This window comes from Parabacteroides sp. AF14-59, from assembly GCF_003479515.1.
Classification (GTDB): domain Bacteria; phylum Bacteroidota; class Bacteroidia; order Bacteroidales; family Tannerellaceae; genus Parabacteroides; species Parabacteroides faecis.
Genome location: NZ_QUHH01000020.1, coordinates 1 through 18,969, shown reverse-complemented (window position 1 = coordinate 18,969; position 18,969 = coordinate 1). Strand labels below are relative to the sequence as shown.

The window sequence follows — 18,969 nt, the reverse complement described above, 5'->3', positions numbered from 1 at the left end:
AGAATCGAATATGAAAATAAAATATATATTGCTCGGTATAGCTTTCCCGTTATTCTATTCCTGTTCAAATGATATGTTGGATCAGGAGCCTTCCACTTCCGTATCGGATGACGCGATCATGACAGACGTAGCCGCAGCAAAGACCGCATTAATGGGGGCTTATGCCCAACTGGGAGATTATCGGTATCATACGTTGGCTACGGTAACCTCTGACCTGATGGGAGAGGATTTGACAATGACCAGCGGCGCTTATGGTTTTTCTACCTATAACTGGCTTGTTTTCTCTTATCAATATGCACAAACACCGGTAGATGATCCCTGGTGGACCGGCTATTGCGCTTATATCTGGCGCTTTGCTTATAAATCGATCGATCAGGCCAATACGATTATCGCCAGTGCGGAAACATTAAAACCTGAAGGTACGGAGAAAGAGGATATGATTGCCCAGGCCTACGGTTTACGTGCTTATAACTTTTTGGTGTTGACCCAGTTGTTTGCTCGTGCCTATACGGATCAACCGGATTCGAAGGGAATCCTGTTACGTCTCGAACCGGGTTCCAGTGATGAAACACAAAACGTACCGCGTACAACGGTAAAAGAAGCCTATCAACAAATCCTGTCGGACTTGACATATGCATACGAACATTGTACGGGAACGGATGCCCAGTATGTAAATCAGAAAGGTGTCGCTTTGTTGTTGGCCCGTACTTATCTGAATATGGGTGACTATACGAATGCTGAAAAATATGCAACCCTTGCTGCCGGTTCTTATACCGGTGAAAATCTGATGTCGCAAACGGAATATCGTGCCGGTTTTAAAGATCATAATAAAGAATGGTTATGGTTTTTCAATTTTACATCTAACACTTGTAACCTGTATGCTTCCATTCCTTCTTTTTATTGGTACTGTACGGATTTCCAGGGATATGAATATGGAGCGAAAATAGATCCGAAAGATGTAGAAAGTAAGGCGACCAATATGTTGAAAGGATATAGTACGGTACGTGCCAGTGCTTCTTTCCGTGATATGTTTGAAGATACCGACAGCCGTAAGTTATTCCCGGGGTATGTTTATGAAGAGGATGGCTATTTTATCAGTAAATTCGGACACCGTGCAAATATCGGAGATGCCGAATATCCTTTTTGCCGTATCGGAGAAGCCTATTTGATAAAGGCTGAAGCCGAGTTGCAGGCCGGTAATGCAGCAGAAGCCAAAAAAGTGCTTAATACTTTGCAGGAAATGCGCGGAGCCACTCCGACCGATGCGACTTTAGACGATATCTGGAAAGAAAGAAGAAAAGAGTTATACGGCGAAGGGTTCGCTCTGAATGATATGAAACGTTTACACAAACCGTTGAAACGTACCGGTCCCGATCAATGGGCCGGCGTGAAGGAACTGCCGGCGAACAGCCCGCGCTTCATGTTGCCGATACCGAATACGGAAATGTTTTATAACAAGAAGCTGACAGCTGAAGATCAGAATGAATATTGGAGAAATTAGTAAACACACTTTTTTATTATGAATAAACTAATAGTAGCTTTGATGCTGACGATGGCCTGTACGGCCTCGTCAGCTCAACAGAAGGCCTCCGACCTGGTATTGAAATTCCAGGGGAGGAATGTGGACATTGCTCCTTTCTTTGAAGACTTCCCTTATTCTCAGTTTTCATTGAGTGATGACGGGCAGAAGTTATTCTTTTTTAAAACCTCCAACCAGAATAAGTTGCAGTGGTTGGATATAACAAAGGAAAACGACTTGTCGAAGGCAACCGATGTTGTCGATCTCGACTTCTCTAAACGTAATTGCTGGCAACCTGTCTATAATGAGAAAGACGGGAATGTCTATTGGATCGGGGATGAGAACAACGAAGAGATCATCAATATCTACCGGAGCAATCTTCTTTCCCCTAAACCGGAAAAACTGACAAGTGTACCTTATATTTATGCCTGGGATTTTAACCCGGATAAAACAAAGATCGCTTATGTGGCGAGACTTGCCCAGAATGAAAAAAGACTGGATGAATTGCGTATTCTCGACCTGAAGACCGGTGCAGATGAATTGGTTTGCCAGGATAAACCGGATTTTCGTTATACCTGGGGCGATGTAAGCTGGCAACCGGACGGAAAAGGTTTGATGCTGCTGGCTTTGAAAGATGCCGACCGTACCTATGCAAATATTATTTATATCGATACGGAAACCAAACGGACAACAGTTCTGACCGACCCTTCCAAACCGGGTAGCTATGCAGGAACCTCTGTAATGGATAAATGGATATCCGGTGATGAATGTTTCTTCTTCTCCGATCAGGATGGATATAAGAACCTGTATCGTTTTGACCGCCGGACGATGAAAGCGAGCCAGGTGACTCATTTTACATCTGATATAGAAGATGCCCGTTTTGTAACGATCAAGAATGAGAAATATTTGTTCGTCTTGCAAAGTAACCCGATAGAAACATCATTGATGTTGATGGATATCAAAACCGGCAAGATGTTATACAAACAATCCTCCGATCTGTCTTTGTCTATCGGTGCGGTTCAGGGCGATCAGGTAAGTCTGCTGGCAAATTCTACTTCAGTAGTATTTCAGATTGTGAAGGCGGAGGTCGGTAAAAAAAGCATGAAGCTCTCTGTTGTGTTCGATTTACCCGAGGCACTGAAGGATAAACTGGTTCACTCGGATGTGGAACGTCTTTCTATCCCGACTTTCGATGTGGATCCGGCTACCGGAAAAACACGTATGTTGCATGCTTATCTTTATAAGCCGAAGAATCCTCTTCCAAAAGGGAAGGAATTGATCATGATCGAATCTTTCTACGGTGGTGAGAACAGATATAATACGGAATATGAAATTTTCAATGCAGCAGGTATTACGGTTCTTAGCCCTTCTCCACGCGGTAGTGCAGGTTTCGGCCGTGATTTTGCAGCTATGAATGATAAAGATCTGGGTGGAAACGAGATCATCGATATTATTTATTGTGCGGATTATATCTCGAAAAAACTGGATGTTCCCGCGGAACGTATCGGAGTCTTTGGTATGAGCCACGGAGGGTATGCCACGATGCGTCTGGTCACATTCCCCGGCGAAGTAAATGGGAATAAGGCCTCTTTTAAATTCGGTTTTGGAATTGAGACAGCCGGTTTCTGTGATATTATTTACCAGCATATGCATTCCAATATCCCTGACTGGACAGCTCTTGAGGCAGGTGATCCGGTGAAGGATGCAGCCCGGTTGATTGACCGTTCTCCTTTGTATCATGCAGAGAAACTGACCGGTCCTTTACTGTTGTTACATGGAAATCATGATAACCGTGTGGATATCGAAGGTTCGCGTTTGCTGGACCGTAAACTGACACATCTGAACCTCCCTCACCGCTATGTGGAATTCGAAGGGTTGGGACATGGCATAAAAGGTGTCGATAATAACCGGAAATTTTATTATGAATGTTTCCGCTTCCTGGATGAAATAGAGAGCGGGAAATAATAGCACTATAAGTTACTGTATGATAGTATAAAATAGAATTAAGTAAAAAGAGACTGCCTCAACAAAAATGAGATAGTCTCTTTTTGTTTTTATATCGTTCTTATGGAAATGGATTTTTAAAGGGAGGAGAGGACGTTTTTCTGAATATTAGTTCTATGAGAACTATTTCATATTAAATAATCTATCACATTATGAAAACAAAATTATATAAAAAATAATGTTAGAGCAAAATGTAAGCTAATAATATAACATTTGTTAACCATAAATCATCATCATCATTCTTATAAACAGGGTTTATATATTTCCACATACTCCTTGATTTTACTTATAAGTCTAATATATAGTCAGTTATTTGTATGCCATAGTTCTCATAGAACTGCGGTGATTAAATGATTTATTCATTATACAATTCTTAGACCTATATTTATTTATTAACCTTAAATTGGTAAGTGTGATGATTAGATTGCGAAAGATGCATGGCGATAAATGCCATCTGTTTCAGAAAATTCAGTGCACAAAGCCGGGAATATATTCATATGGATGGATATTACCGGTATTTTTATTAACAATTGCGTGGGTACCATCCGGGGAACTAAAAGCCGAAATCTCCCCTGTGGTATCAAATGTTCAACAAACGTCAAAGTTCAAAGGGAAAATCTCTGATGCGGGGGGAGAGCCTTTACCTGGTGCGACAGTACAGATAAAAGGCAGTACGAAAGGAGTTATTGCCGATATGGATGGTAACTTTGAATTTGATGATTGTCCTCTTAACAGCACCCTGGTTGTTTCGTATATCGGTATGGAAACCAAGGAAATTAAGTATACCGGGCAGAAAATCCTGAATGTCGTACTGGAATCGAAGGCGGACGAGCTGGAAGAAGTAACGGTCGTTGCTTTTGCCAAACAGAAAAAAGAAAGTGTGGTATCCGCCATTACGACAGTGAAACCGACGGAGTTAAAAATCCCGAGCAGTAACCTGACAACGGCTTTTGCCGGTCGTGTTGCCGGATTGATCTCCTATCAGACAAGTGGTGAGCCGGGACAGGATAACGCCAGTTTCTTTATCCGTGGTATTACGACTTTTGGTGCTGAAGCAAAGAAAGATCCGCTTATCCTAATCGACGGTATTGAATTGAGTACGGATGACCTGGCCCGTTTGAATACAGATGATATTGCCAGCTTTTCGATCATGAAAGATGCTACGGCTACGGCATTATACGGTGCACGCGGAGCGAATGGCGTAATCTCCGTTACAACGAAAGAAGGTAGAGAAGGAAAAGTAACCATTAACGCCCGTGTGGAAAACTCATTCTCATCTCCGACAAAAAAAATCGGTCTGACCAATCCTGTTACTTATATGCGGATGCAGAATGAAGCGATTAAAACCCGTGACCCACTGGGATTGGCTTTATATTCTGAAGAAAAAATAACGATGACCGAACGTGGATTATATCCCGATATCTTCCCGACAACGGACTGGTACGATACCATGTTCAACGATGTGATCTCCAACCAGCGTGCCAATCTGAGCCTTAGCGGTGGTGGAACGGTTGCCCGTTATTATGTGGCTGCCAATGTGTCGAAAGACAATGGTAACATGAAAGTCGATAAAAGAAATAATTTTAATTCCAATATCAGCCTGATGAAATATTCGATCCGTTCGAATATCAATATCAACCTGACAAAAACGACGGAGTTGGTATTGCGTATGAGCGGAACGTTCGATGAATATACAGGACCTATCGGCGGCGGTTCTTTCATGTACAAGGAAGTGATGATGGCCAATCCCGTATTGTTCAAACCTTATTATGAACCGGATGAACAGTACGCATATTCCAAGCATATCTTATTCGGTAACTATGGTGCCGGTAATTATGTAAACCCGTATGCACAGGCTTTGAAGGGATATAATGATTACAGTAAGAATACGATGCTGGTTCAGTTCGAGGGTAAGCAGAAGTTGGATATGTTGACCGAAGGGCTTGCTATCCGTGCAAAGATTAATATAGACCGTTATTCCGAATATTCGGTAAACCGTGCTTATGATCCTTTCTTCTATAACATATCATCTTATAACCTGCTGGATAGTTCGTATAAATTGAATCGTTTGAATCCGAGTACCGGTACGGAGTGGATTAATTATAACCCGGGAAACAGATATGTAAATACGAACTTCTACCTGGAAGGAGCAGCGGAATACACCCGTAATTTTGACAAACATGGAGTAAATGGCTTGCTGGTTTATACGATGCAAAGTAAAAAGACCGGTATAGCCGATAACCTCCAATTATCTTTACCTGGTCGTAATATCGGTTTGGCCGGACGTGCAGCCTATAATTATGACGGACGTTATTTCGGTGAATTTGTTTTTGGATACAATGGTTCGGAACGTTTCTCCAAAAATAACCGTTGGGGGTTCTTCCCTTCTGTAGCCGGTGGCTGGATGCTCTCGAAAGAAAGCTTTTTCGAGCCTCTGAAGAATGTGTTCGATCAGTTTAAATTCAAGGCATCTTATGGATTAACAGGGCAGGATCAGATTGGGGATGGCAATGACCGGTTCTATTATCTGTCGCAAGTGACTTTGAATAGCGACAAACGGAAAGTGAATTGGGGTACTCAATTGAATTATAATCCGGGAGGAATTATTGTAGACCGCTATGCCAATGATGAAATCGGATGGGAAAAATCCTATAAGCTGAATGTGGGTGCGGAGATGCGTACGGTATTCGGACTTTCGGCTAATATTGAATATTTTACGGAACGACGGGAAAATATTTTGCTGAACCGTATCATTCCGAATACAATGGGTATCATTCCTGATGTAAAGGCTAATTTGGGAAAGGCAAAAGGAAAAGGTGTGGATATGGAACTGAACTATGAGAAGAGTTTCAATAAAGATTTATGGATCACAGGACGCGGAACATTAACCTACGCAACGAGCGAAGCGGTAGAATGGGAAGAGCCGGATTACAGCGAGACTCCCTGGTTGTCGAAAGTAGGAAAATCGTTGACCCAAACCTGGGGATATATAGCAGAACGTCTGTTTGTGGATGAAGAGGAGGTAAGGAATTCTCCCACCCAATTCGGTGAATATATGGCCGGTGATATCAAATATCGTGATGTAAACGGTGACGGCAAAATCTCGGAATTGGATAAAGTGCCTATCGGTTATCCGACGACGCCGGAGATCAACTATGGTTTCGGTCTGTCGGTAGGTTATAAAGGAGTAGATGCTTCTTTCTTTTTCCAGGGATCGGGACGTCAGTCTTTCTGGCTGGATCTTAAAAAGATTACTCCGTTCTTGGATGGAGATGCGGGAGATAACGATCAGGATAATTTGTTGGGACAAAATGCTGTACTGGACGTGATAGCCAATAGCTATTGGTCTGAAAACAACAGGAACCCTTATGCTTTCTGGCCCCGTCTGGCTAATCAAACAGTTGAAAATAACAATCAGACAAGTACCTGGTTTATGCAGGATGCTACTTTCCTCCGGTTGAAATCGGTTGAAATCGGCTATACCGTGCCAAGAGATTTGGTGAAGAAGTTCAAGGTTCAGAACTTACGTTTTTATGTGAGCGGAACCAACTTGCTTTGCTGGAGCAAATTCAAACTATGGGATCCTGAAATGGCGGGTAACGGATTAGGTTATCCTGTTCAGCGTGTGATCAATGTGGGACTTAATTTAGGATTCTAATTTAATAAAACGGAAAATATGAAATCGATATATCAATATTTAATATATATATGCACTGCTTTTTCAATAGCCTCCTGTAACTATCTGGATGTTGTCCCGGACAATGTTCCGACATTGGATAATGCTTTCTCAGACCGGTATACAGCTGAACAATATCTGGCTACCTGTTATTGGGGAATGCCTAAGTCGGCCGGATGGAATGAAAATCCGGGAATATTCGGATCGCTGGAAATGATCTTCAATAAAGAAGGAAGTACAGAGAATGGTATGAAATTCGGATTGGGTACCGATAGTCCGACCAGTGCTTTGATCAATTATTGGGGCGGCACAGGCGACATGATCCGTTCTTTGTATGCAGGTATTCGTGAGTGTAATACCTTTATGGAAGGAATTGTCGGTGTAAAAGATCTGAACCAGTACGAGATCAGGCGTATGATTGCAGAAGTGAAACTGATCAAAGCCTATATGCACTTCTACCTGCTGACCTATTACGGACCGATCTGTCCGTTGCGTGAAAATATACCGGTGAACGAATCGACGCAAGGTGTCAGGGTATATCGTGAAAAAGTCGATGATTGCTTTTCCTATATTCTGGAATTACTGGATGAGGTAATAGAAGGCGATCCGCTTCCTCTGGTGATTGAAAACCAGACAAGTGAATTAGGCCGTTTTGCTCGTCCGGCAGCTTATATGCTGAAAGCAAAAGTTTTGACCTATTGGGCCAGTCCGTTGTATAACGGGAATACGGATTACAACAGTTTCCGTAATCATAACGGAGAACCGTTCTTTAATCAGACGTATGATGAGACACGTTGGCAAAAAGCAGCGGAGGCTTGTAAAGAAGCAGTCAATATTTGTGAAAGTGCCGGTATCCGTCTATACCAGACTTCCGATTATGTGGCTACTAAAACTCTTTCGGATGAAACCCGGTTGGTGCAGACTCTGCGTGGCTCTGTAAGTGACCGCTGGAATTGTGAGTTGGTATGGGGAAATTCTTCTTATCCGCTGAATGATGGTCTGCAGGGACAGTGTATTTGTTATCTGGAACAGGCAACCTCTCTGAGTTATGGGACACGTATGAGTGTTTCGATGGCGACGGTCGAACAGTTCTATTCCAAGAACGGTGTACCCATCGAAGAGGATAAAAATTATGATTATTCGAACCGTTTCAATGTACGGACCGGAGACGAGGATCATAAATATTATATCCAGAAGGGTGAGCAGACTGCGGCTATGAACTTTGACCGTGAACCTCGTTTTTATTCGACATTAGGTTTTGACCGTGGTAAATGGTATGGAAACTCATATAAAAATGTGCCGGATGACGATGCAGAATGTCTGTATCCCAAAAACCGGTTCGGTGAATTTTCATCGGTAGCCAATCCGGGTAATTATAATGCGACAGGTTATTGGCCGAAGAAGCTGGTTTCGATCAACTCCAGTTTCCGTAATGCCAATGATATCAGTTGGGAAAACTTTGCTTTCCCGGATATGCGTTTTGCCGACCTTCTCTTACTATGCGCCGAAGCTATGAATGAGTCGAAAGATGCTCCCGATGCGGAAGTTTATAAGTATATAGATATGGTACGCGAACGTGCCGGTTTGAAAGGGGTGGTAGAAAGCTGGCAGAAATATTCGAACCAGGCTAGTAAACCGTCGACCAAAGCAGGGATGCGTGAAATCATTCAGCGTGAACGTAAGATCGAACTGGCTTGTGAAGGTGTTTATTATTGGGACAGCCGCCGCTGGAAAACAGCCCAGAAAGAGCAGAACCGTCTGATACAGGGTTGGAATGTCAATGCCAAAGAGGTCGTGGATTATTATACTTTGACTACGGTCTATACGCAGTCATTTACTTATAAAAACTATTTTGCCCCGATACCAGAATCTGATATTGTGAATAATCCGCAATTGGTACAGAATCCGGGGTGGTAATTAATAATGTAATACAGAATTATGAAAACGAAATATTATTTCAGTATGCTGACTTCGGTTCTATTGCTTTGCTCTTGTTCGGAAAAGACACTGGAACCTATAACCGGAAGTCTGGGAAAACCCGGAGTGGTGACCGATGTAAATGTGGAACCGATAGCCGGTGGTGCCGTCGTTTCTTATCGCATTCCCAATTCGGAGGATATCCTGGCTGTAAAAGCCGTTTATACGCTTACGAATGGAAAAGAGACGGAAAGAGTCGCTTCTTTTTATGAGAACAAGATCAAAATAGAAGGGTATAACGATACCATCCCGAATAAAGCGAATATTTATGTGATCAATCGTGCTCAGGAATTGTCGGATCCTGTGGAAGTGACTTTTACTCCGTTGGAGTCTTCTTTGAGCAAAGCCATCAAGACAATATCGATCGTACAGGATTTTGGCGGTGCCCAATATAACTGGAGGAATGAAGACAAAGCTCCCTTGACGATGGAGTTTCTTGCACAGGATTCGCTGGGGCAAATGCAGACTATGCGTATTATGACTTCGGAAGCTGATTCGAACCGTTATAGCTTGCGCGGCTATAAAGCCGAGCCTCGTTATTTCGGGATGATCATGCGGGATAACTTTGACAACGCTTCCGATACTATTTTCCCTTCGGAAGGTCAGATAACACCGCTTTTCGAAGAAAAACTGAATAAAAAGAAAATGGTCGTTATGAAATTGGGATCTGATGCCAGCTTTACCAACTGGGAGGGGATGGACAGCTATCTGATTGACGACGACCATGATACTTTCGGCCATTCGGCATCCAATTCCATGCCTGCCGCATTTACTATCGATCTGGGATGTGTAGCGAAACCCAGCCGTGTCGTGATGTTCCAGCGTAAATATTCCGATTCGTATTATAACTGGGGAAATCCGTTGGATTTCGAGGTGTATGTGTTCAAAGGAACGGGAACACCTTCTCAGAGCGGTGACTGGAGTGAATGGGAAAAAGTGATGGATTGCCTGATTGTCAAACCTTCCGGATCTCCGAGCGGAACAGTGACGGATGAAGACATTACGGCTGCTGAAGAAGGACATGAATTTGCTTTTGAGTTGTCACAGGAGCCGATACGTTATATCCGTCTTAAGATATTGAGTACCTGGGGCGGCTCTGCCTTTACTCATCCGGCAGAGGTGGATCTGTATGGGGAAGTGGTTGAATAGTATAAATTAAAAAGGAATATATAAACCATGAAAAGAATATATAGTTTATTAGTATTTATTGCATGCACTCTCCTGATTACTTCCTGTGAAGATTTTATGGATGTGCATAAAGAATATATTGAAGGCGGAGAGATCATTTATGCTCCTAAACCGGATTCAATAGCGTTTATTGCGGGAAAAGAGCGTATTCTGTTTTTTTGCAGGGCATATAATTCTCCGAACGTGAAATCGGTGAATCTGTATTGGAACGACGGATTGGATTCGTTGCTTATTCCGGTATCCTTTAATTCAAGTTATGACAGCATCGAGGTCGTATTGGATAACATGGAAGAGAAGTCATATACATTCACAGTACAACTGGTGGATAATTTCGACCATCGTTCTTTGTCTGTAACGGACTTTGGAACTTCCTATGGTGAGAATTATCTGGCAACGCTAATGGACCGTCGTATAAAAAATATCTCGCTTACGGACAAGGGGGCGTCGGTGGAATGGTATTCCGCTGCGGAAGGCTTATTGGCCAATGAGGTCAGATACATAAAAAATGATGGTACGGAAAGTATTATCCGGATGCCGTCGGAAGAATATACAACATTCTGTCCGGATGCCAAGGCGGGTGAAGAATTTGAGTTTCGTTCTTTATTCATTCCGGAAGAAGAGTCGATCGATACTTTCTATACGGCATGGAGTAAGTATGACGAGGCTTTTCCTGCCGAATACAAGTTCGACCGTAGCGGCTGGACGGTAACCGTTTCCGATGAAACAGCCAGCGACGGTGGTGGAAAAGACGCGATCATTGACGGAAAACTGGATACCTGGTGGCACTCCAATTATACGGATGGTGATACGCCTCTGCCGCATTGGGCTGTTATAGATATGGAATCACCGAAAGAAATGTCGAAAATAGAAGTTTATCGCCGTTCCGGTACCACCGATACGAAAAGTGTTGAAATTTATGTAGGAAATAGTCAGGATGCCAATGCTACAGATTGGGTTCAGTTGGTAACCGGAGTGTTCGGTGATGGTGATAGTTTGGAATTACCCATTCCCGGATCCATAGATACAAGCCAGGGCTGTTATCTTAAAATTCTCTTGCCAGATAGTAACCGTGAACCTTTTACTAACATTGCAGAAGTGTATATTTATGGCAAGTGATCGTTTTTCATAGTACTAATTTAACTTTAGGATGTACCAACCATTTTGCGTTGGTACATCCTTTACCAAAATACTTTTCTGGCTAATGAAACGATTGTTCTTTTATTTGATTATACTGGTTTGTAATATCTTTCATTCTCTATTGGCAACAAATAAACCATTGTTAGATAGCCTTCTCTTGTGCTTTAATAAACAGCTTCAGATATACCCGCAGGAAAAACTATATGTACAGACTGATAAATCCTATTATGTCGGAGGAGAAAATATTTGGTTTCGTGCTTATTTGTGTGATTATACTTCTCATATTCCGGATACGACCAGCCGATATGTCTACACGGAATTGATTGATCCTTTAGGAAAAGTGTTGATGCGTATCAAAACATTACCCCGTTCCGGTGCTTATTATGGGAATATCCGTTTACAGGAAGAACTTCCGGAAGGCACGTACCGTTTGAGAAGTTATACCTCTTTTATGAAGGGGTTGGGGGAAGACTATATGTATTGGCGGAATATTTATGTAAGAAATCCGTCATCTGCCGATATACGTTTGTTGGCCGAGTTTACTTTTAACGACCAAAAGACGGAGATAGTAAATGCTCGTATCCAGTTGGAAGAAATAAAAAGTAGTCGGAAGATAGAGGCTAAAGAGATGCGGTATCAGGATCGTAAAGAAAAAATGAAGGTTTTGAAGATGTCAGAAGATTCTATATATCGTTTTGCTTGTCAGCCGGAAAAAGAGTTGTCTAATCGCTTATTATATATCGAATATGATTATTCCGGTCGTTTTCATAAACAATATATGCCGGTACCTTATCCGGAGAAAGAATATGATGTATCCTTTTGGCCGGAGGGGGGAAGTTTTCCGGCCGAAACGGATGATGCCCGGATTGGATTCAAATCATTATCAGCAGACGGACTGGGGGAAATAGTCGAAGGTAACGTGGTAGATTCCTCAGGAAATATCAGGGCGATTTTTAATAGTAATGCGTTAGGTATGGGAGTTTTTCAGTTGAATGCCCAAGCAGGTGAACGGTTATATGCCGAATGTAAAAATCGTTCAGGTATGAAAAAACGTTTTGAATTACCAGTTGCCCGGCAAAATGTTTATTCTTTAGGAGTTAAGCGGGTAGGGGAAATAGTAAATTTCTATGTGGCTACTGCTTCAGATCAACCGGTGCCGGAAGGTCTATATTTATTGCTGCAATTACGGGGAGCTCTACTTTATTGTAAAGCATGGGATGGCAGCCAGAAGTTTCAGCAAATAAGAGGCAGTGATCTGCCGTCGGGTGTTCTACAGGCTTTGCTGGTCGACAGCAATAGGAATCCTCTTAGTGCGCGTCTGTTCTTTAATCTGAATAAAATAGAAGGGATTGATACGGAATTAGAAACAGATCGTTCTGTTTATGGAACGAGGGAAAGGATTTCTTCTATTATTCGTTTGAGAGGAGGTACCGAAATAATACCTGAAGGTGATTTGTCAATATCAGTTACTTCAGATAAGGATGTGAGAGTGGATACTGCAAGTACAATTATTTCGACAATGTTGTTGACATCCGAATTAAAAGGAAATATCGAGAATCCAGGATTCTATTTCTCCGGTTGTGATCTTCAACGTTCTGAGGATTTGGATTACCTGATGCTGACACAGGGATGGGGCCGATATAATATACGAAGAATTTTGAAAGACAGTCTCGAATATCCAAAAGGCCAACTGGAAATTGGGCCTGAAATATCCGGAACTGTTGGTGGCGGAGGTGGTATCCGAGGTAAAAAGGGTGGTTATCTGGTATCGGCAACGACATTTGTTCCGGCGGCTTATGAGATAACAGAAACAGATGAGATGGGGCATTTTCATCTGACATCGATGGAGATGCCGGAGAATACACGTTTTCTGATACAAGCCTTGACAGAAGATGGAAAAGGAACAAGAACTTTGGATTTGAGGTTGGATTCGGTTTCTTATCCTCCTGTATCCCGACATCAGTTGTGGAGGTACGACTATAATCGTGAATTGGAAAATTATGTGAGTAATACGAATGAGCAATATAAAAAAATGTACGGCGATCGGATGATCTTTTTGGATGAAGTGGTTGTAAAAGCTAAAAAGCGGGGAAAATCATTTCTTTCGGTAGGGGATTCGCGTGTAATACCTTTAGAGAAAATAGAAAAGATTAATGCAGGATCTTTAGCTGTTTTATTAACAGCCTTGCCTTCAGTGGGCAAGTATCCGTTAATAATAGATGGAATGCCTATAGAGGCTTTTAGGTCTACTGAAAGTGATAAAGTTGATGAAGTTACTATAGGTTTTACTCCACCTAAAAAAGAAATTAAAGACAAACCTTATTGGGCTAATGATGAGTTTATTGTTAATATGCCTAAAGAATATATAGAGGAATTGGAAGTAGTAGAACCTTGGTCGCAAGGTGCATTTTATGTTCAATCCAAGATGATCAGTAGTGATAATGATTATGTGAAAAGCGGAGCTTTATTAATTACGACAAAAGCTCGTAACGGAGGTTTCCCTACTCGCGATGATCTTAATAAAAAAACAATTGTTCCTTTAGGCTACCAGATAATAACAGAATTTTATTCACCTCGTTATGAAACAATAGAAGATAGCAGAAAAGGACCTTTCGATTTGCGTACGACTATATATTGGAATCCTAGTATAAAAACGAGTAAAGGAGAAGTCTCCTTTGATTTTTATTCAGCGGATATTCCGGGCAATTATACTATAACAGTAGAAGGTATTAGTCCCAGCGGGAAGTTGATGCGTGCTTCGAAAACAATACAGATAATGAAAAAAGACTCAGATTACATGGATATAACAGAATAACCGCATTTCTTACATTCCTTATCCCCATAAAAAGCGAAGATTCGTTTCTACGAACCTTCGCTTCCATCATATTTTAAATGTTTGATTTTAGAATCCGAAATACTCTTTCGCATTCTGATAGCTGATATCTTCTACCATCTTGCCGATGAAAGGAATTTCAGAAACAGGCAATTCGCCGTTTTCTACCTCCTTACCCAGCATATTGCAAAGGATACGGCGGAAATATTCGTGACGCGGATAAGACAGGAAACTGCGTGAATCGGTCAACATACCGACAAAGCGGCTCAATAAGCCCAGGTCGGAAAGTGTATTCATCTGAGCTTCCATACCGTGTATCTGATCGAGGAACCACCAGCCTGCACCATACTGCATCTTGCCCGGTTGTGAGCCGTCATTGAAGCTGTAAGCTGTAGTCATCATGACAGCGCTGTCTTTCGGATTCAGGTTGTAGAAGATCGACTTCGCCAACATTCCTTCTTCTTCCAGGCGGCTCAGGAAATGGATCATCGGAACCGCAACCGGTGCATCGTCGATCGCATCGTATCCGGTATCAGGACCTAACAGTTTGAACATACGGGCATTGTTGTTGCGCGTCGGACCGATGTGGAACTGCTGTACCCAGTCGGTTTTTGCATCCATAACAGCCAGCTCATACAGGATGGCAGAACGGAATTTATCCACTTCTTCAGCCGTTAAAGCCTTGTTCATACGTGCTTTCATGAAGATCGCTTCGATTTCGGCATTCGTATACGGTGCGGCATAGAACGTGGTCAGACCGTGGTCGGACACGCGGCAGCCTTCGGCAGCAAAATAATCGTGACGTTTCTGCAAAGCACCCAGCAGATCCTTGAAAGAAAGGATTGTCGTGTCGGATGCCGCTTCCAGTTTACCCAGATATTCGTTGTAGGCAACCGTATTGTCGATCGCCATCGCTTTGTCCGGACGCCAGGTAGGAAGAACTTTGGTCTTCAACGGGGTGTTGCGGATGGCTTTGTGATATTCCAGTGAATCGACCGGATCGTCGGTCGTACAGACTACCTCTACATTCATGCGCTCCATGATGGCTTGTGCACGGAATTCCGGGGTTTGCAGTTTGGCGGTACATTCGTCGTATATTTCGCGTGCCGTGGAAGGATTCAACACCTTGTCGACACCGAATATGCGGCTCAGTTCCAGATGAGTCCAGTGGTAAAGCGGGTTACGCATCGCATGTTGCAGCGTGTCTGCCCATTTCTGGAATTTCTCAAAAGCCGGTTTATTGCCGGTAATATATTCTTCGGGAACACCGTTTGCACGCATGGCACGCCATTTGTAATGGTCTCCGCCCAGCCAAATCTCTGTCAGGTCGGCAAATTGATAATTGTCGGCTATTTGTTGCGGGATCAAATGACAGTGATAGTCGATGATCGGCATTTTTTCTGCATGCTCGTGGTACAGCTTTTGTGCTGTCTCCGTCTGTAGCAGGAAATCTGAATCAAGAAATGGTTTCATAACTTAACGGTATTTTTTGATGATCTCTAATGCATTGACACAAAGGTCTGTGATTGCTTTCCAGTCTTTTGCTGCGATCGCTTCTTTCGGGAATAGTTTGGAACCCATACCCACGCAGGTAACGCCGGCCTTGAACCAGCCTGACAGGTTCTCTTCTGTCGGTTCTACAGCTCCGGTTGCCATGATCAGCGACCAGGGCATCGGCGCTTTCATATTCTTTACGAAGGAAGGGCCGCCTACGTTTCCGGCAGGGAATACCTTGCACAGGTCGCATCCTACTTCCTGGGCAAAACCGATCTCGGAAACAGAACCGCATCCCGGAGTATAAGGAACCAGACGGCGGTTACATACTTTTGCAATTTCCGGATTGAACAACGGGCCTACCACGAAGTTTGCTCCCAGTTGCAGGAACAATGCGGCAGTAGCCGGATCGACGATTGAACCGATACCCAGGATCATTTCCGGACATTCTTTTGCTGCATATTTTACCAGTTCGGCAAATACTTCGTGCGCAAAATCACCACGGTTTGTAAATTCGAATGCACGGACACCGCCATCATAACAAGCTTTCACTACTTGTTTCGCTGTTTCTATATCACTATTGTAGTAAACAGGTACCATGCCGGTGCTGATCATCGCATTCAATACCTGTAATTTATTAAATCTGGCCATAATTATGTATATTCTTAATTATATTACTGTCAACTGTCAATTTTCAACTGTCAACTATCTTGAAACGCGTCCTGAGCCGTCGCCTTCCATCAGTTTTTCCACTTCGTCGACAGTAACCTGGTTGAAGTCGCCGTAGATGGTATGTTTCAGGCAGGAAGCGGCAACAGCAAAGTCGAGTGCTTTCTGGTCGTCAGTCGTATAAGTAAGCAGACCGTAGATCAGGCCGCCCATGAAAGAGTCACCGCCACCGACACGGTCGACGATGTGGGTAATATCGTAACGGCGAGACTGATACAGTTTACCATCCGCATATAAAACGCCTCCCCATGTATTGTGGTTGGCATTGATAGAACCGCGCAAGGTGATGATCACTTTCTTTGCGCGTGGGAATTTAGCCATCAGCTGTGTACATACCGATTCAAATTCGGCTGCATTCACCTGGCCTTCAGTCTGTGCCACATCGAAACCTTCCGGCTTGATACCGAATACCTTTTCCGCATCTTCCTCGTTGCCCAGGATCACATCGCAACCGGCAACCAGTTCGGGCATTACTTCAGAAGCCTTCTTTCCGTATTTCCAGAGATTTTTGCGGTAGTTCAGGTCGCAGGATACAGGTACGCCCAGTTTATTGGCAGCCTGAATCGCTTCCAGACAAGCATCGGCAGCACCTTGTGAGATAGCCGGAGTGATACCGGTCCAGTGGAACCAGGAAGCATCTTTCAGTACTTCTTCCCAGTTGATCATTCCCGGTTCTATTTCAGCGATAGAAGAATGAGCACGGTCGTAAACAACCTTACTGGCGCGGGCTACGGCTCCTGTTTCCAGGAAATAGATACCCAGACGGTCGCCTCCGTAAACGATGTGAGAGGTTCCGACACCGTATTTACGTAAATCCATTACGCAGGCACGTGCAATATCATTTTTCGGCAAACGGGTAACGAACTCAGTGTCGATTCCATAATTTGCCAACGATACGGCAACGTTTGCTTCGCCACCTCCGAAGGTAGCATTCAGTTGATTTGTCTGATTGAAACGGAGATAATCTGGTGTGGCCAGTCTAAGCATTATCTCTCCAAAGGTGATTACTTTTTTATCCATGGCATAAACTTTTATATTCCAGTGCAAAAGTAGTAGATTATATTTAATATCCTACAATGTGTGTGCGAAAACATTTGCACAAAATGGAATTAAAACAGGCATGTCTTGTTTATATTCTGCGCTAAGAACGATTTCCCTTTCCTGTTCCTTATATTGAATGGCTATAGCGGCTTTATTTGTAAAATACTATCGGAGTGTGAGTGTTTTACTCTTTAATGCAATGAGAAAAAAGGCGGGACGTTCTGTTATATCCTTGTATCTTCATCGAAATATGGAGATTTGTTCATATATTTGTTTCACTCTTAAAATAAGATAATAATATGAATACGGAAAATGTAAAGGATAGGAATGTTCATCAGGGTACTAATGTCAGAAGGATACGTCAGTATGAGGGTATGAAACAGGAGACGTTGGCCAATGAATTGGGCGTCAACCAACAGTGTATTTCCCGACTGGAACAGCAGCCTGTAATAAAAAAAGAATATATGGATAAAATTGCGGCTATCCTGAAAGTTACGCCGGAAGTTATTGAGAATATGGAAGAAACACCGATTTCTATTGTTATTGAGAATAATAAATTTGAAAGTGGAAGTAATAATACTGGGGTAGGCTATAATGGGGAAGTGAATGACAATAAAGTGATTCATCCTGTAGAACAAATTCTCGAACTTACCAAAGAGAACGCTTCCTTATACGAACGTATGATGGCTAATGAAAAAGAGAAAGTAGCCTTATTAGAGAAGTTATTGAACGAGAAGAAATAAATAGAAAAATGTAATATCATCTATCATACTATCATTATTCTGTGTAAGTGATATATAATCAGTTTGTTATTTTATGATAGTTCCCGTTTTTAACTATCATTCAACTATCATAGGACTATCATTGCCTATTTTGAAAGTTGAATAGACAGTGTCTTTTCTTGAATGACTATATTGTTAAAAGTCAGAGATATAATAATTAATGTTGTTTGACACCCGGGTCTCAATATCCTCGACACCCGGGTGTGAGCATCGTTGGGATGGGGGTGTGAAAAGGGCTAAGACGGGCATCCCGGCAACAAAAAGCAACTACTTTCATGAAAATAGACTATAGTTTCCGGATAAAAAAGTAAGAGGAAGATTCGAATGGAAGTAGGATATCCGCTAACGGGATGCGTTTTTTAATGAGTGGGATGAGGTGTTATGATATAAAAAAGGGCCGAATGTGTCTATTCATCTATGAAAGATGTATATCTTTGTGAATTACGTAACACATAAAACACTTAATTATGAAAAATTCAGATCCGAAAGCCATGGCAGAGAATGAAAGAAAAGAATTGCAGGACCGGTATATCCGTTTCGATTGGGCCATCAAACGCTTATTGCGTCAGAAGGCCAACTTCGGTGTGCT

Annotated in this window: 11 protein-coding genes; 8 read left to right on the top strand and 3 right to left on the bottom strand. The window is 42.6% G+C overall.

Annotated features, from left to right (window positions below; translation table 11 throughout):
* Positions 1–10: 10 nt before the first annotated feature.
* The 7 genes from DWW23_RS18940 to DWW23_RS18910 all read left to right on the top strand — a co-directional run bounded on the left by DWW23_RS18940 (position 11) and on the right by DWW23_RS18910 (position 14,316).
* Positions 11–1,501: a RagB/SusD family nutrient uptake outer membrane protein gene (locus tag DWW23_RS18940; RefSeq protein WP_122355090.1), complete on the top strand. Its 1,491-nt coding sequence runs from the start codon at positions 11–13 to the stop codon at positions 1,499–1,501.
* Between the two features lie 18 nt (positions 1,502–1,519).
* The gene (locus tag DWW23_RS18935) at positions 1,520–3,484 is read left to right on the top strand and encodes a S9 family peptidase (protein ID WP_122355088.1); all 1,965 of its coding nucleotides are present in this window, start codon (positions 1,520–1,522) and stop codon (positions 3,482–3,484) included.
* A 454-nt stretch (positions 3,485–3,938) separates the two neighbouring features.
* Positions 3,939–7,181, top strand: a complete 3,243-nt coding sequence (locus DWW23_RS18930) for a TonB-dependent receptor (protein WP_122355200.1) — start codon at positions 3,939–3,941, stop codon at positions 7,179–7,181.
* 18 nt (positions 7,182–7,199) lie between these two features.
* A complete protein-coding gene (locus tag DWW23_RS18925) occupies positions 7,200–9,116 on the top strand; it encodes a RagB/SusD family nutrient uptake outer membrane protein (protein WP_122355086.1) in 1,917 nt (638 codons plus the stop codon).
* Between the two features lie 21 nt (positions 9,117–9,137).
* Complete coding sequence (locus DWW23_RS18920) at positions 9,138–10,325, top strand: DUF5000 domain-containing lipoprotein (RefSeq protein WP_122355084.1); 1,188 nt, start codon at positions 9,138–9,140, stop codon at positions 10,323–10,325.
* A gap of 27 nt (positions 10,326–10,352) precedes the next feature.
* Entirely contained in the window at positions 10,353–11,480 is a 1,128-nt protein-coding gene (locus DWW23_RS18915) for a DUF4998 domain-containing protein (protein ID WP_122355082.1), read from the top strand.
* Between the two features lie 85 nt (positions 11,481–11,565).
* Entirely contained in the window at positions 11,566–14,316 is a 2,751-nt protein-coding gene (locus DWW23_RS18910) for a hypothetical protein (protein ID WP_147382631.1), read from the top strand.
* 87 nt (positions 14,317–14,403) lie between these two features.
* Here DWW23_RS18910 and uxaC read toward each other — a convergent pair whose 3' ends face one another.
* The 3 genes from uxaC to DWW23_RS18895 are packed head-to-tail and all read right to left on the bottom strand — an operon-like array spanning position 14,404 to position 17,577.
* Positions 14,404–15,807: a glucuronate isomerase gene (gene uxaC, locus DWW23_RS18905; protein WP_122355078.1), complete on the bottom strand. Its 1,404-nt coding sequence runs from the start codon at positions 15,805–15,807 to the stop codon at positions 14,404–14,406.
* 3 nt (positions 15,808–15,810) lie between these two features.
* Positions 15,811–16,479 (bottom strand): bifunctional 4-hydroxy-2-oxoglutarate aldolase/2-dehydro-3-deoxy-phosphogluconate aldolase, encoded by a 669-nt coding sequence (locus tag DWW23_RS18900; RefSeq protein WP_122355076.1) that lies wholly within the window; start codon positions 16,477–16,479, stop codon positions 15,811–15,813.
* 54 nt (positions 16,480–16,533) lie between these two features.
* The gene (locus tag DWW23_RS18895) at positions 16,534–17,577 is read right to left on the bottom strand and encodes a sugar kinase (RefSeq protein ID WP_122355074.1); all 1,044 of its coding nucleotides are present in this window, start codon (positions 17,575–17,577) and stop codon (positions 16,534–16,536) included.
* A 320-nt stretch (positions 17,578–17,897) separates the two neighbouring features.
* Between DWW23_RS18895 and DWW23_RS18890 the strand changes: the two genes are divergently transcribed.
* On the top strand, positions 17,898–18,341 hold the full coding sequence (locus DWW23_RS18890) for a helix-turn-helix transcriptional regulator (RefSeq protein ID WP_122355072.1): 444 nt from the start codon (positions 17,898–17,900) through the stop codon (positions 18,339–18,341).
* The last annotated feature ends 628 nt before the right edge of the window (positions 18,342–18,969 follow it).

Coding starts and splice junctions, on each gene's coding strand:
- DWW23_RS18940 (WP_122355090.1), top strand. CDS start 11: ATGAAAATAAAATATATATTGCTCGGTATAGCTTTCCCGTTATTCTAT.
- DWW23_RS18935 (WP_122355088.1), top strand. CDS start 1,520: ATGAATAAACTAATAGTAGCTTTGATGCTGACGATGGCCTGTACGGCC.
- DWW23_RS18930 (WP_122355200.1), top strand. CDS start 3,939: ATGATTAGATTGCGAAAGATGCATGGCGATAAATGCCATCTGTTTCAG.
- DWW23_RS18925 (WP_122355086.1), top strand. CDS start 7,200: ATGAAATCGATATATCAATATTTAATATATATATGCACTGCTTTTTCA.
- DWW23_RS18920 (WP_122355084.1), top strand. CDS start 9,138: ATGAAAACGAAATATTATTTCAGTATGCTGACTTCGGTTCTATTGCTT.
- DWW23_RS18915 (WP_122355082.1), top strand. CDS start 10,353: ATGAAAAGAATATATAGTTTATTAGTATTTATTGCATGCACTCTCCTG.
- DWW23_RS18910 (WP_147382631.1), top strand. CDS start 11,566: ATGAAACGATTGTTCTTTTATTTGATTATACTGGTTTGTAATATCTTT.
- uxaC (WP_122355078.1), bottom strand. CDS start 15,807: ATGAAACCATTTCTTGATTCAGATTTCCTGCTACAGACGGAGACAGCA.
- DWW23_RS18900 (WP_122355076.1), bottom strand. CDS start 16,479: ATGGCCAGATTTAATAAATTACAGGTATTGAATGCGATGATCAGCACC.
- DWW23_RS18895 (WP_122355074.1), bottom strand. CDS start 17,577: ATGGATAAAAAAGTAATCACCTTTGGAGAGATAATGCTTAGACTGGCC.
- DWW23_RS18890 (WP_122355072.1), top strand. CDS start 17,898: ATGAATACGGAAAATGTAAAGGATAGGAATGTTCATCAGGGTACTAAT.